Origin of the sequence: Sphingomonas sp. Root720 (assembly GCF_001428605.1) — a bacterium.
Lineage (GTDB): Bacteria > Pseudomonadota > Alphaproteobacteria > Sphingomonadales > Sphingomonadaceae > Rhizorhabdus.
Window position 1 is genome coordinate 75,519 of the sequence record NZ_LMID01000010.1, and the last position, 13,172, is coordinate 88,690.

The window sequence follows — 13,172 nt, forward strand, 5'->3', positions numbered from 1 at the left end:
CCCGAGAAATCTTCCCATGTTCATCGACGAATACCCTCCCGCGCCCATCGACTCCGATGCGTCGAGCAAATCTTTGTCACTTGACCAATTTATGTCAAGCGTCAAAAATACTTACGTACCTTGTTGCCGTGCAGCGTCAGGATTAAGGCCGGGAGATCAGTGTGTTGGGGGTTGTCCCGTTGACCGAATCAGTTGTGCCGGACCTGAAGATCACCCCTCGGGAAGGCGGCTATGCGCGCGGACAGGAAGGTCTCGAGCAGATCCTCTATGCGGCGCTCAACATCCTGGTCGAACAGGGATCGAAGGCGCTGACCCTGCGCCGGATCGCGTCCGAATGCGGCATGAAGGCCGGCAATCTCGCTTATTACTTCCCCTCGAAGGAGGAACTGCTCCGCGAGTTGCTCAACGCGATCATCAGCAGTTATGAGGACGCCTTCGACGTCATCGTCCACGATCCGGCTGAACCCGCCGAGAAGCGGCTCGAGAAACTCGTCATCCTGATCCTCGACGACATCACCACCAAAAAGACGACCCGCGTCTTCCCGGAACTATGGGCGCTGTCGAACCATGATCCGTTCGTACAGGAACGGGTGACCGAACTCTATCAGCGCGCGCGGGTCGCGATCCTCGAACTGGTCGAGGAGATGAACCCCGCCCTGCCCGCCAACGAGCGCGAGATTGCCGCGCTGTTCATCTCAGCCTCGATGGAGGGGATGACGATGTTCGCCGGCTATGAAAAGCCATGGCGCGATCAGATGCCTGCGATCGAGCGGATCGCCGTCAAGGCCTTCCTGCACGTCATCACGTCGCTGAAGCCCGGCGAGATCGGCACCGGGCCCTCATAGGGCGTCGTCCGGAAGGGATCGGGACGCACCGCCCGATCGCAGGCTCGCTGATGCCGTCGATGCGTCCACGGTCCAAGCGCCGGCTTCGTGGAGGCGCGGCCAGTCCGCCGTACCGATCGTCACGATCGGGATACGGATGCCGTAGAGGTCGTCCGCGACGAGCGCGCCGACGACCAGGATCGGATCTTGCGCGGTCAGGATGATCGCGGTCGGCGCCCGCCCGGCCCGGGCCAGCTCGACGAGCGCGCTCGACGAGGACGACGACCCACGCGAGGCGGGCATGGCGAGGATATGGCCCGGGATGCACGCCCCCGCCTGGGGATGCGTCCGATCGACGATCCGGCCATCGGCAAGGTCGATCCCGCCCCACAGGCTGAGCGGCGTATCGAGCAGCAGCAGCGGCCCCGACGCCCAGCCCGGCGCGAGCGTGCGACCCTCGATCAGCATGGCGCCACGCGTCCCGTCTCGGCCGATCGCAGGCAGCGTTCGAGGGTCATCAGGCCGATCCGCCGGCCGAGATTGCCGGGACCGTAATGGGCATATTTCACCGAGTTGGTCAGGATCGCCCCGGCCCGCTCGCGCACGACCGGCGCCAGATAGGTGCAGGTATCGACGACGATGCTGACGCCATAATCCCGCAACGGGGCGAAGACCTCCTCTCGCTCGACGATCGCCGCGATCTCGCGCGAGGTGGACACATAGACCTCGATCGCCGATCGCCGGCCCGCCACCGCCGCGCTCAGCCCGCGGAATTCCTCGAGCGAGAAATGCGGGGTGCCGAGGCATATCGCCGCGACCGGCTCGCCCGGCTCGATCGGGCACAGCCGCTCGACCGCGGCGCGCAGTTGCGCCCCGTCCACCCGCATCACCGGCAGGCCGTCGATCAGCGACGCCGCCCAGTCCGCCTCGGGAGTGATTCCCTCCGCGTGAAACAGCGCCATCGCGCCGCCCGATGCCCCGGCCGCCCCGAGCGCCTTCAGTTCGTCCTCGCTCGCGTCGGCAGGCAGGCCGCGAAGGAAGGCGACCTCGCCCCTGAGCAATTCCCCGACGACATAGCCCACCGCACCGAACAGCAGGTCGCGGGGCATCTCGATCGCCGGCAGCTCGACGACCGCGCGCGGACGCCGGTTCGCCTCGATGTGGAGCCCCGCCAGCGGCACCCGTCCGGTCAGCGCGGCGCATAGGTCGGCGAAGTCGCCATAGCGATCGGTGCGCGCGCCGAGCACGCTGTTGACGAACACGATCGCGTTCGATTCCGCCCAGGCGACATCTTCGCCGATCAACGGTCGCGCCATGCGCTGGTAGGGTGCGCAGGTCAGCGTCGGCAGGCAGCCCAGTTGCTCGTGCAGCGCAGTGAGCTCGCGCTGCTCGTCGAGCAGCCCGGGTGCCCCGCAATGCCAGCCCGGGTGAACCGTGTCGACCGCGGCGACGTTGAGCGTCGTCGGCACGCGAACCCGGCCGCCGAGATCGACGAAGCGCCGCACGAAGTCGATGCTCGACGGACCATGGTAGAGGCAGCCGTCGATATGCGCCGACGCGACCGGGATGAAGCGCTCGGCCCCGCTCGCCTCGCCATAGCGCAGCAATATCTCCATCGCGCGCCGCGCGGCGGGGCCATGCTTGCCGTCGAGCAGTTCGCGGTCGATCGGTTCGAGCAGGATCAAGCGTCCAGCCCCAGCGCCAGCCGCGCGGCGGCAAGGTCCTCGATCCCGGTGCCCACCGATTTGAACAGCGTAATCGCGCCTTCGTCGCCGTCGCGGCCGCGATGCGTCCCAGTACACAGCGCGGCGAGGTCGCCCTCGATCGCATCGACCGAGATATCGCCCGCCGCGATCGCCTGGATCAGGTCGCCCGCTTCCGACAGCGCGCCATCCATCGTGTCGACGAAGGTGCGCGCCCGGGTGAAACAGGCTCCATCGGCCTCGCACATGTCGGGGCGGAAGGCGCCGATGAGGTCGACATGCATCCCCGGCCGCAGCGCCGCGCCACGGATCAGCGGGCTGGTCGCGAGGGTCGCGGTGCTGACGATGTCGGCGATGGCGATCGCCGCGTCGAGATCGGCACAGGCTTCGACCGGATAGCCCGATGGACGGTTCGCCTCGACGGCCGCCGCCACCTTGTCGGGGTCGCGGCCCCAGATCAGGATCCGGTCGAGCGCGAAGCTGCAGCCATAAGCCTCGACCAGCGGCTGGATCAGCGCCCCGGTGCCGATCAGCAGCAGCGTTCGGGAGTCTGGCCGCGCGAGGAAGGATGCCGCCAGCGCCGAGGCTGCGGCAGTGCGGCGGCGGGTGAGCATCGTCCCGTCGAGAATCGCGATCGGGGGACCGCCCATGGTGTCGGCCAGCACATAGGTCGAGCGGATCGATGGCCGCCGCCGGGGATCGACCGTGACGATCTTCACCCCGCCCGCCTCGTCGTCGCGCCACGCCGGCATCAGCAGCAGGCTCGCGCCGTCCATGTCGGTGTTGAGACGTTCGGGCGCATGGTAGCTGCGCGCGGCGAAGGTCGCGCGCAACGCCGCGATCAGCGCGGGAAAGGGCGTCGCTTCCGCAACCGCCGCGCCGTCGAGATAGGGAATCATGTCGATCGTCATTCGGCCTCAGCTGCCCGGGGTACGCAGCTTCAGCATCTCGCGCGTTTCGGCCGGGGTCGCAACGCTGTAGCCGCCGATCGCGTTGACGACCGAATAGGCGCGCTCGACGAGCTGCCCGTTGGTCGCCCAGACGCCGCGCGACATGTAGAGATTGTCCTCCAGCCCCACGCGGATATTGCCGCCGAGCAGCAGCGTCTGCGCGAGCATCGGCATCTGTTCGCGGCCTATGCCGAACGCGCCCCAGATGGTGCCCGGCGCCATCAGATTACGCTGGTAGAGGATCGTGTCGACGCCGTGCGGCGCCGCCCATTGCACGCCCAGCACCATCTGCATCATCGGCGGGCCGTCGATCAGCCCCTCCTCGAGCAGCTTGTTGCCGAACAGGATGTCGCCCGCGCCGAACACTTCCAGTTCGGGCTTCACGCCCGCGGCCTGGAAGCGCTTCGCCATCGCGCGCAGCGTATGGGTAGGGCTGAAATAGATATATTCGGTCGGTCCCTCGACCTGGTTGTTGGTGACGATGTCGAGCGTCGCGATCTCGGGCAGCAGTTCCTCGACATGCGCGACACGCTCGTCGACGCCGACCACATCGCTGCCGGGCAGCATATGCCCCTCGCGCTCGGGATCCGGCAGGAAATAGGCGCCCATGCCGCAGGTCAGGTTGAGGACGATGTCGACGCCGGTCTGGCGGACTCGGTCGACTACCTCGCGGAAATGCGCGCGGTCGCGATTGCCCTCGCCGGTCGCCGGATCGCGGACATGGATGTGGACGATGCTGGCGCCCGCCGACGCCGCCTCGATGCACGCATCGGCGATCTGCTTCGGCGTGATCGGCATGCTCGGATGCTTCGGATTGAAAGGCGCGCCGCCGGTGACGGCGCAGGTCAGGATCGTCTTTTGCCCGCTCATCTCATTCTTCCCATTCCATGTTGCCGCTGAGCGCGATCGTCTCGCCCGTGACCTTCGCGCCCGCTGGAGAGGTAAGGAATTCGACCATGTCGGCGAACTCCGAGACCTGAACCTTGCAGCGCAGCGAGACGTAGCGGAGATAATCCTGCTCGATCTCTTCGAAGCTCCGCCCCGTCGCCTCGACATTGCGGTTCACGACGAAGCGGAAGCGGTCATTGTCGATGATGCCGGGCAGGATCGCGTTGCAGCGGATGCCGAACGGCCCCAGCTCGCGCGCGCTGTTCTTCGTCAGTCCTTCGACACCGGCCTTCGACGCGATGTACGGCGCGCGAAAGGGAATGCCGGTGCGGGTCGAACAGGTCGAGAAGTTGACGATCGAACCGCCGCCATTGGCCTTGAGCAGCGGCACGGCGCGTTTCATGCAGTAGAACATCCCGCTCAGGTTGACGGCGATGGTCTTGTCCCATTCGTCCTCGTCGATATCCTCGATCGCCCCGCGCGGACCGGCCATGCCGACCACGTTGACGAGGATCGTCAGCCCGCCGAGCGCGGCACGTGCATCGTCGAACAGCGCCTCGACATCGGCGCGGACGCCGACATCGGTAACGCTGCCCGTCAGGCCCGGATTGGCCTCCAGCGTCGCGGCGACCGCATCGGCCCGCACGTCGCAGATATGGACCTTGTCGCCGCGGCCCAGGAAGCGTTCGGCTATCGCCCGGCCGACGCTGTCGCCGGCCCCCGTCACTAATATCCGTTCCATCGGTTGCAGAACCTCACTTCATTGCGATTGGGGAAGGGACGGCAGCATCAGCCCGGCCGCGCGGGCGCGATGCTCGTCGGTCAGCGGGATCGAGACGCGCGCATCGAGGTCGAAGCGCACCGTCACGCCCTCCATGATCGTGCAGACCCGGCCGTCCGAGCGGCGCACCATCGCGGTGCGGTGGCGCAGCGACGAGCGCCCGACCGACACCAGGCCCGATCGCAACACCAGCAGGTCGCCGGCGACCAGTTCATGCAGATATTGGATCTCGTGGCGGACATCGGCCCAGCCCAGGCGACGGTCGCCCACGACCTCGGTCACCGGGCCGAACTCGCCGAGCAGATGATAGACCGCATTGTCGAGCAGCGGCATCTGATGCTGCACCGACATATGGCCCATCGAGTCGCAGAACCAGGGGTGGACCACCCCCCGAAGCGTCTCCACGCCCGCATTTTCCAAGCCTGTGTGAGTCACCTGACGCTCCCGATCCGCCTTGGGAAACGTGGCCTAAACGCACGCTATTGACTTGTCTACACAGATTATACAAATTGTGTTCACGAGGAAACGACCTTGCCGAAAACAACCGGCTGACAAGGGGGAAAAGACGTGCGTGATCATTTGAGGAAGGCAGTAGGAACGGGCGCGGCGACGATGGCGATGGCCTGGCTGCTCGCGGGCACGGCCCATGCGCAGACGGTGGCCGGGGCCGAAGCGGTTGGTGAGGACGAAATCGTCGTCACCGCGCAGAAGCGTCAGGAACGCCTCCAGGAAGTGCCGATCTCGGTCGCGGTCCTGGGCGGCGCTGCGCTCGACGCGCAATCGAACGGCGGCGTTTCCGAAGCGCTGCGGAACGTCGCCGGCCTCTCGCTGACCAACACCGCGCAGGGCGGCGGCAGCCAGCTCACCATCCGCGGCGTCGCCGCCAACGGCGCGACCCTCGCCGGGTCCAGCACGACGGCCTATTATATCGACTCGGTTCCGTTCGGCCTGGTGAAGTCGGCGATCCTTCCCGACACCAACGCCTATGACATGGAGCGTATCGAGGTGTTGCGCGGGCCGCAGGGCACGCTCTACGGCGCCAACGCGCTCAACGGCGTGGTCCGCCTGCTGACCAACGACGCGAAGCTCGACCGCTTCGAGCTGAAGGGCCGTGCCGGCGTCTCGACCACCAAGGGCGGCGAGGCCAGCTATCGCGGCGACGTCGCGGTCAATGTGCCGATCGTCGAGGACAAGCTGGCGGTGCGCCTCGTCGCCGGCTTCGAGAATGCCGGCGGCTGGATCGAACAGCCCAATCGCGGCATCAAGGACGCCAACGACCAGAAGTCGCGCAACCTCCGCGTCAAGGTCAACGCGCAGCCTACCGAGCGGCTCAACATCGGCCTCGGCGTGTCGATCTCGCGGATCGACCAGGATTCGCCCAACTATGCCAATGCGACGAATGTCCAGACCACCACGGTCCCACTGCCGCAGCGGCTCGACTATGACGCCTATAGCGCCCGCATCGGCTACGACTTCGACGGCTTCACCGCGACCAGTGCGACCAGCTACCTCAAGTTCGCCAATGTCGGCGAGCGCGACTACACCGCCTTCGGCCCGCTGCAGACGCTGCATACCGATATTCGCTCCAAGGTGTTCACCGAGGAGCTGCTGCTCAACTCGACCACCAGCGGCAGCTGGCGCTGGTCGGCCGGCGCCTTCTATCGCGACGCGAAGGACGATCTGTTCCAGACGCTCTTCCTGCTCCCGGCACCGATCAATTTCCGGGACAAGTCGCGCTCCTATGCGGTGTTCGGCCAGCTCACCAAGGCGATGTTCGACGGCAGGCTCGAGCTGAGCGGCGGCCTTCGCTACTTCAACGACCGCGTCTCGCAGATCGAGGTCACCCCGGTGACGGGTAACCCGGCACAGGCGCTCGCCCGGCGGACCGAGACTTTCGACGCGGTGACGCCGCGTGCGGTGATCACCTGGCTGCCGAGCCGCAACTTCACCGCCTATGCCTCCTATTCGCAGGGCTTCCGCAGCGGCTTCAACCAGAGCCCGACGATCATCCGCTCGGCACCCGGCATCCCGCCGGTCAAGGCCGACCGGCTGCACAATTACGAAGTCGGCGCCAAGGGGACGATGCTCGACGGCGCGCTGACCTTCGACGCTGCGGTCTACTATATCGACTGGAACAAGATTCAGCAGAACCTCAACGTCAACCTCAACAACATCGTCTATGCGGTGACCGTCAACGGCACCGGCGCCAGCGGCCTCGGCGTCGACCTCAGCCTGACGGCGCGGCCGGTGCGCGGCGTCGATATCGGCGGTACCTTCAGCTGGAACGACCTCACCCTGGACGATCCGGTCGTGACGCAGACGGCAGGCGGCCCCGTCACCCTCTATGACAAGGGCGACCGTCTCGCCTTCTCTCCGGAATATACGGCGAGCGGGTTCGTCGACATCGGCTTCCCGATCGGCACGATGGAGGGCAAGCTGTCCGGATCGATCAACTATAGGTCGAAGATCCCGGCGCGCCTGCTGAGCGCGGGCGTCGTCCGCCGGTTCATCAGCGATGCACCGCTGACGACGCGGGCCAGCTTCGCCCTCAAGGCGCAGAACAACTGGACCGCCACGTTGTTCGTCGACAACCTCACCAACTGGAACAAGCGGGTCCAGCCGGCTACCGACTTCAGCCAGGAATTCCGGTTGCGTCCCCGGACCATCGGCCTTCAACTGGAATTCGGCCTCTGATCAGAAGGAAGGCGCCACGGATCGTCCTCGCCGACGGTCCGTGGCGGCGATGGAGCCGAGCGAAAGAATGACGATGATCGACCCACAGGCGCTCGGCGCCATCGAGCGGCACGTCGCGGACTATTTCGACACGGTCTACCGGCCGGGCGCCGACCGGCTCCACGCGATCGTCCATGTTTCCCCGCATCCGAGCGACGGGCGCATAGCCTTCTCCGGACCGGTCTATCGCGCCGGCGGCGGCTTTCCCGTGACGCGCACCCTGCTGCTGGCCGACGACGGCGAACCGACATGGATCGGCGCGCCCGACGCCAATCTTTCCGATCCCCGTTGGTCGCCCGACGGACGGCTGATCGCCTTCCTGTCGGACGAGGGTCATGGCGCCGGCAATCTCCAGCTCGTCGTCGCGGATGCGGCCACCCCCGATCGCCATCGCGCGACGGTCGTGCTCGACGGCGAAGCGGTCGAGAGCTTCGCCTGGTCGCCCGACGGCACTCGCATCCTGCTGCAGACCGCCGATGCCGGATCCGACGCGGCCGGATCGGCGGCGACCGCCCGCATCGGCAGCGCGGCCGAGGCCGAGCGGCCGAGCTGGGCGCCCATGGTGGAGACCAGCGACCATGCCGACAAATGGCGCCGCGCCCATATCTGGGAGGTCGCGACCGGCCGGCTGACCGGCATCGGCACTGCGGGACAGAATGTCTGGGAATGCGACTGGCTCGGCCATGACCGGGTCGTCGCGATCCTGTCCGGCAATCCCGGCGAGGGTGGCTGGTACCAGACCCATGCCGGCGTGGCTCCGGCGGCTGGCGGCGCCTTCGTGCGCCTCGCGGACTCCGATCTCGAACTGGCGGGGATCAAGGGTTCTCCGGACGGACGCCTTGTCGCACTGATCGAGGGCCGCTTCCACCGTACCGTCCAGCTTGGCAGCCTGGTGCTGATCGATGCGCCCACAGGCGTCACGTCGCGCCCCGCTATCGATGCCGAGATATCGACCCTCGCCTGGCGTGATCCGGGCCGGCTGTTCTTCGCGGGGTTCGCCGCGCCGGAGACGGTGGCGGGAACGCTGGAGATCGACGGCGGCCAGGTCGCGATCGAATGGCGCACGTCCGGCACCGCGGGCCGCAAGGTTCCCTTCGCCGCGCCCACCGGCCAGCAGGGCCTGCTCGCCCCCGTGCACGGCTTCGACACCTATCAGCAGCTTCGGCACATCGACGCGGATGGCGCATCGGCCACCCTGCTCGATCTTGCCGACCCTCCCGTTCTCGCGCTCCAGCAACAGCTGGGGTCGGCGGCCGCGATCGAGTGGCCGGGCGCCGAACGGATGCCGATCAAGGGCTATCTGGCGAAGCCGGCGGGCGTGGAGCGGCCGCCGCTGGTGCTGTTCGTCCATGGCGGCCCGTCGCACCTGTTCCGCGACAGCTGGACCTTCGACAATCCCTTTGCGGCGCTGCTCGTGCGCGCAGGCTATGCCGTACTCGCCTGCAACCCGCGCGGCAGCTCGGGCCGGGGCCTCGACTTCGCCGAGCGGGTGATCGGCGACTGGGGCGGCGCCGATCATGTCGACCTGCTCGCGGGCGTCGACCATGTCGTCGCCGAGCACGGCGTCGATCCCGATCGGCTGTTCGTGATCGGTGGCAGCTATGGCGGCTATATGACGAGCTGGCTGGTGACCCGCACCGACCGCTTCCGCGCAGCCTGCGCCATGGCGCCGGTCACCGACATGCGCAGCCAGTATTTCACCGCACACCACCCCGAATTCCTGACCCTCTACACGCGCGGCTCGCCCTACGAAGTCGGCGGGATCTTCGACCAGCGCAGCCCGCTCCGCCACGCCGACAAGGTTGTGACCCCGACCCTGCTGATCGCGGGCGAGGTCGACCACACAACCCCATCGAGCCAGGCCGTCCAATTCTATCGTGCGCTGGCGCTGCGCGGCGTCCCGACCGAGCTGGCCCTCTATCCCGAGGAAGGCCATGCTCCGCTCCGCTACGAGGCGCAGGTCGACCAGGGCACCCGTATCCTTCGCTGGTTCCGCCAATGGGACCGGCCGGCCGGCGAGACGCGTCTTGGCTGATCCGGCGACGGGTGGTGCGGCGCCCTTTCCGCTTACGCCCGCCCGGCGCTGGCTGTTCCTCGCGATCCTGTTCCTCGCGGGCACGTCGAGCTCGGTCGACCGGGTGGTGATTTCGGTCCTGCTCGAACCGATCAAGCGGGAATTCCAGATCTCCGACACGCAGCTCGGCCTGCTCAGCGGGCTGTCCTTCGCGCTGCTCTATTCGGTGCTCGGCCTGCCGATCGCGCGCTTCGCCGACCGCGGCAACCGCAAGCTGCTGATCGCGGGCGCGATCACGGTGTGGAGCGGCATGACGATGCTCTGCGCGATGGCCGGCAGCTTCTGGCAGCTGCTGCTCGCCCGGATCGGCGTCGGCGTCGGCGAGGCGGGGGCGACGCCGCCCGCCCAATCGCTGATCGTCGACTATTTCCCGGCGGCGCAGCGCGCGCGCGCCATCGGCATCTTCGCGACCTCGGGCACCGCCGGCTATCTGATCGGGCTCACCATCGGATCGCAGCTCGTCACGGCCCATGGCTGGCGCCTTACCCTGGTCGCCTTCGGCCTGCCCGGGCTGCTGATCGCGGCGCTGATCATGCTCGTGCTGGTCGAGCCGCGCCAGGCCGATCCGATCGCGGCCGCGCGCGCCGGATCGGGCGAGCCGCTTGGCGCCTCGATCCGCGCGCTGGCCGCCAAGCCCTCCTTCGTCCGGCTGCTGATCGGCTTCACCATCTACCATTTCGCCGCCTATGGCGCGCTGGTCTTCGTGCCGTCCTACCTGATCCGGGTGATCGGTAGCCCGATCGCCGATGCCGGTCCGGTCTACGGCCTGACCTCGGCGTTGGCCGTGCTGGTCGGCAGCCTTGCCGGCGGTGCGTTGTGCGACATGCTGTCGGCCCGCGACCGGCGCTGGATCGCCTGGTTCCCGGCGCTCGGCTTCGGGCTGGCGGTCATTCCCAATGTGCTGATGTTCATGATCGACGATCTTAACCTGTTCCTGGTCGTCAGCACGATCGGCGGCGTCCTGCTCTATGCCGCCCTGCCCGCCGGCTTCACCGCGATCCATGCGGTGTGCGGCGGCGCACGGCGCGCGACCGCGATCGCGATCATCCTGTTCTTCGGCAACCTGCTCGGCTTCGGACTTGGGCCGGTGATTACCGGCGCGCTCAGCGATCATTTCAGCGCGGTCCATGGCCCGGCGGGTCTTCGCTATGCGCTGATGATCGTGATGGCGATGCTGCTGCCTACCGCCCTGCTGATGTTCGGCGCGGGACGCCGGATCGTCGGCGACCTCGAGGATTGAGGTCGGGCGCGGGGGGTCAGGCGCGGGCGACGAGCGAGAAGTCGTGCGTCGCGACACCGGCGACGAACGCTTTCATCCGCTCGCGGAATTCGTCCGAATGGGCATAGACCAGCCGCTCGGCCAGTTCGGCGTCACCGGCGCGGATCGCCTCGATCATCTCGCGGTGCTGTTCGATCACGTCGCCGTAGCTGGCCAGCTGCGCGCTGTTCTGGCGGAAGGCGAGCAGCGACAGCCGCATCACCCCGCGCAGCATCTTCGAGCAGTCGTTGGCGAGGAAGCGGTTGCCGCACGCTTGGTTGATCGCGTCGTGAAACGCCCAATTGGCCTCGACGATCACGCGCGGCTCGCCGGTCGCGGCGGCGACGGCGAACTCCTCGTTGCGCCGTTCAAGCAGCGCCAGATGATGGGGTTGGCGGCGTAGCGCCGCCCAACGCGTGGTCGCGCGCTCGTAGAGTTCGAGCGCCTCGAGCACCTGCGGCACCTGATCGAGATCGAGCGAGGCGACCCGTGCGCCCCGGTTGGGCGCCAGGGTCACCAGTCCTTCGGCGGCGAGGCGGATCAGCGCCTCGCGGGTCGGAGTGCGCGAGAAACCGAATTCGCGGCTGATCTGCACCTCGTCGAGCTCGGCGTTGGGCGCGAGCTCCAGGTTGAGAATCTGTTCGCGCAGCAGCGAATAGACCTTCTGCCCACTCGACTGGCGCGCGCCCTCGTCGAGTACCGCCACCTTCGCCGATTTGCCTGCGCGTTTCCCCTGCATGGCCATCCTCACACCATTAGTCGCGGACAAATGCAACCAGCCGCGCCATGAAGCGGGCGCCGGCCTCGATCTGGCTGATCTCGATATATTCGTCGGGCCGGTGCGCCTGCTCGATCGAACCCGGACCGCAAATCACCGTCGACAGGCCCGCCTGCTGGAAATAGCCCGCTTCCGCCCCATAGGAGACGGTGGTGCTCGGCGCGTTGGTGCCGCTCAGCATCGTGCAGAGCGTACGCGCCTCACCGTCCTCCTCTTCGCGCAGCGCCGGCACCGCGGCGAGACGGCGGACAGAGATGTCCCCGCCCTGCGCTCGCCTTGCAAGGTCCGTCCGCGCCTTTTCGACGGCCGTCCAGAAGGGCGCCAGGATCGTATCGACGTCTCGATCGGGCACGGTGCGCAGGTCGAACGCGAAGCGGCATTCGCGCGCGAGGATGTTCGGGGCGGTGCCGCCTTGGATCACGCCGATGGTCAGTGTCGACCAGGCCGGGTCGAAGCGGGGATTGCGGTGCAGCCGCTCCTCCGCCTCGGCGATCCGGGTCAGGACGTGCATCACCTCGACCGCGATCATGTTCGCCGAGACGCCCTCGTGTGACAGGCTCGAATGCGCCTCGACCCCAGTGACGACGACTTCGTAGAGATGGATGCTCTTGTGGCTGTCGACGATCTTCATGTTGGTCGGCTCGCCGATGATCGCCACCGCCGGCGTGCACTGCTGCAGCAATTCGCCGATCAGGTCGCCTACACCCAGGCACCCCACCTCCTCGTCGTAGGAGAAGGCGAGATGGATCGGCCGCCGCAACCGGCGTTCGGCCAGATGCGGCACCGTCGCCAGCGCCAGCGCCAGGAAGCTCTTCATGTCGCTTGTCCCGCGCCCGTAGAGACGCCCGTCCCTGCGGGTCAGGGCGAAGGGCGGCATCGTCCAGGGCTGGTCGGTGACGGGGACGACATCGGTATGCCCCGACAGCACGATCCCGCCATTTCCCGCACCGCCGATCGTCGCGATCAGATTGGCCTTCCCGCCATGGTCGTCGGCCACCCGTCGCGCCTCGATCCCGAAGCCCGCCAGATAGGTTTCGACATGGGCGATCAGCGCGAGATTGGACTCCGACGAGGTGGTGTCGAAGGCGATCAAGCGGTCGAGGATAGCGATCGTATCGGCCGCGATCCGATCGATGATCTCCGCAGGCGGGACCTGGATCTCAGCCATGCTCGCGAGCCTTTG

The 13,172-nt window shown here is 67.4% G+C and carries 12 protein-coding genes; 4 read left to right on the forward strand and 8 right to left on the reverse strand.

The window, feature by feature from the left end:
• Positions 1-179: 179 nt before the first annotated feature.
• Positions 180-845, forward strand: a complete 666-nt coding sequence (locus ASE22_RS07760; protein ID WP_235536248.1) for a TetR/AcrR family transcriptional regulator — start codon at positions 180-182, stop codon at positions 843-845.
• On the opposite strand, the gene ASE22_RS07765 is transcribed toward ASE22_RS07760, so the two are convergent.
• Genes ASE22_RS07765 through ASE22_RS07790 form a run of 6 tightly spaced genes read right to left on the reverse strand, consistent with a single transcriptional unit; the run spans position 840 to position 5,581 of the window.
• Positions 840-1,292, reverse strand: coding sequence for an aconitase X swivel domain-containing protein (locus ASE22_RS07765; RefSeq protein ID WP_082545840.1), 453 nt, complete (start codon positions 1,290-1,292; stop codon positions 840-842). The genes ASE22_RS07760 and ASE22_RS07765 overlap by 6 nt on opposite strands.
• Positions 1,286-2,509 carry an aconitase X gene (locus ASE22_RS07770; protein WP_056357064.1) on the reverse strand — a complete coding sequence of 408 codons (1,224 nt, stop codon included), beginning with the start codon at positions 2,507-2,509 and terminating at the stop codon, positions 1,286-1,288. Before ASE22_RS07770 ends, ASE22_RS07765 begins: the two co-directional genes overlap by 7 nt.
• Positions 2,506-3,438 carry an ornithine cyclodeaminase family protein gene (locus tag ASE22_RS07775; RefSeq protein WP_200933293.1) on the reverse strand — a complete coding sequence of 311 codons (933 nt, stop codon included), beginning with the start codon at positions 3,436-3,438 and terminating at the stop codon, positions 2,506-2,508. The genes ASE22_RS07770 and ASE22_RS07775 overlap by 4 nt, the downstream gene beginning before the upstream one ends.
• A 6-nt stretch (positions 3,439-3,444) precedes the next feature.
• The gene (locus tag ASE22_RS07780; protein ID WP_056357067.1) at positions 3,445-4,347 is read right to left on the reverse strand and encodes a 3-keto-5-aminohexanoate cleavage protein; all 903 of its coding nucleotides are present in this window, start codon (positions 4,345-4,347) and stop codon (positions 3,445-3,447) included.
• A 1-nt stretch (position 4,348) separates the two neighbouring features.
• The gene (locus ASE22_RS07785) at positions 4,349-5,107 is read right to left on the reverse strand and encodes an SDR family oxidoreductase (RefSeq protein ID WP_056357070.1); all 759 of its coding nucleotides are present in this window, start codon (positions 5,105-5,107) and stop codon (positions 4,349-4,351) included.
• An 18-nt stretch (positions 5,108-5,125) separates the two neighbouring features.
• Positions 5,126-5,581, reverse strand: a complete 456-nt coding sequence (locus ASE22_RS07790) for an acyl-CoA thioesterase (protein ID WP_156397539.1) — start codon at positions 5,579-5,581, stop codon at positions 5,126-5,128.
• A 132-nt stretch (positions 5,582-5,713) separates the two neighbouring features.
• Between ASE22_RS07790 and ASE22_RS07795 the strand changes: the two genes are divergently transcribed.
• From ASE22_RS07795 to ASE22_RS07805, 3 genes are all read left to right on the forward strand, one after another.
• On the forward strand, positions 5,714-7,840 hold the full coding sequence (locus tag ASE22_RS07795) for a TonB-dependent receptor (RefSeq protein WP_156397536.1): 2,127 nt from the start codon (positions 5,714-5,716) through the stop codon (positions 7,838-7,840).
• Positions 7,841-7,907: 67 nt separating this feature from the next.
• A complete protein-coding gene (locus ASE22_RS07800) occupies positions 7,908-9,914 on the forward strand; it encodes a S9 family peptidase (protein WP_056550309.1) in 2,007 nt (668 codons plus the stop codon).
• The gene (locus ASE22_RS07805; RefSeq protein WP_056357087.1) at positions 9,907-11,193 is read left to right on the forward strand and encodes a spinster family MFS transporter; all 1,287 of its coding nucleotides are present in this window, start codon (positions 9,907-9,909) and stop codon (positions 11,191-11,193) included. The genes ASE22_RS07800 and ASE22_RS07805 overlap by 8 nt, the downstream gene beginning before the upstream one ends.
• Before the next feature lie 16 nt (positions 11,194-11,209).
• On the opposite strand, the gene ASE22_RS07810 is transcribed toward ASE22_RS07805, so the two are convergent.
• Positions 11,210-11,950, reverse strand: coding sequence for a GntR family transcriptional regulator (locus tag ASE22_RS07810; protein ID WP_056550305.1), 741 nt, complete (start codon positions 11,948-11,950; stop codon positions 11,210-11,212).
• A 16-nt stretch (positions 11,951-11,966) separates the two neighbouring features.
• On the reverse strand, positions 11,967-13,157 hold the full coding sequence (argE, locus tag ASE22_RS07815) for an acetylornithine deacetylase (RefSeq protein WP_056357092.1): 1,191 nt from the start codon (positions 13,155-13,157) through the stop codon (positions 11,967-11,969).
• Between the last annotated feature and the right edge of the window lie 15 nt (positions 13,158-13,172).

Excerpts from the sequence above, each read along its gene's own strand:
- ASE22_RS07765 (WP_082545840.1), bottom strand. The coding sequence starts at position 1,292 with ATGCTGATCGAGGGTCGCACGCTCGCGCCGGGCTGGGCGTCGGGGCCG.
- ASE22_RS07775 (WP_200933293.1), bottom strand. The coding sequence starts at position 3,438 with ATGACGATCGACATGATTCCCTATCTCGACGGCGCGGCGGTTGCGGAA.
- ASE22_RS07780 (WP_056357067.1), bottom strand. The coding sequence starts at position 4,347 with ATGAGCGGGCAAAAGACGATCCTGACCTGCGCCGTCACCGGCGGCGCG.
- ASE22_RS07785 (WP_056357070.1), bottom strand. The coding sequence starts at position 5,107 with ATGGAACGGATATTAGTGACGGGGGCCGGCGACAGCGTCGGCCGGGCG.
- ASE22_RS07800 (WP_056550309.1), top strand. The coding sequence starts at position 7,908 with ATGACGATGATCGACCCACAGGCGCTCGGCGCCATCGAGCGGCACGTC.
- ASE22_RS07810 (WP_056550305.1), bottom strand. The coding sequence starts at position 11,950 with ATGCAGGGGAAACGCGCAGGCAAATCGGCGAAGGTGGCGGTACTCGAC.
- argE (WP_056357092.1), bottom strand. The coding sequence starts at position 13,157 with ATGGCTGAGATCCAGGTCCCGCCTGCGGAGATCATCGATCGGATCGCG.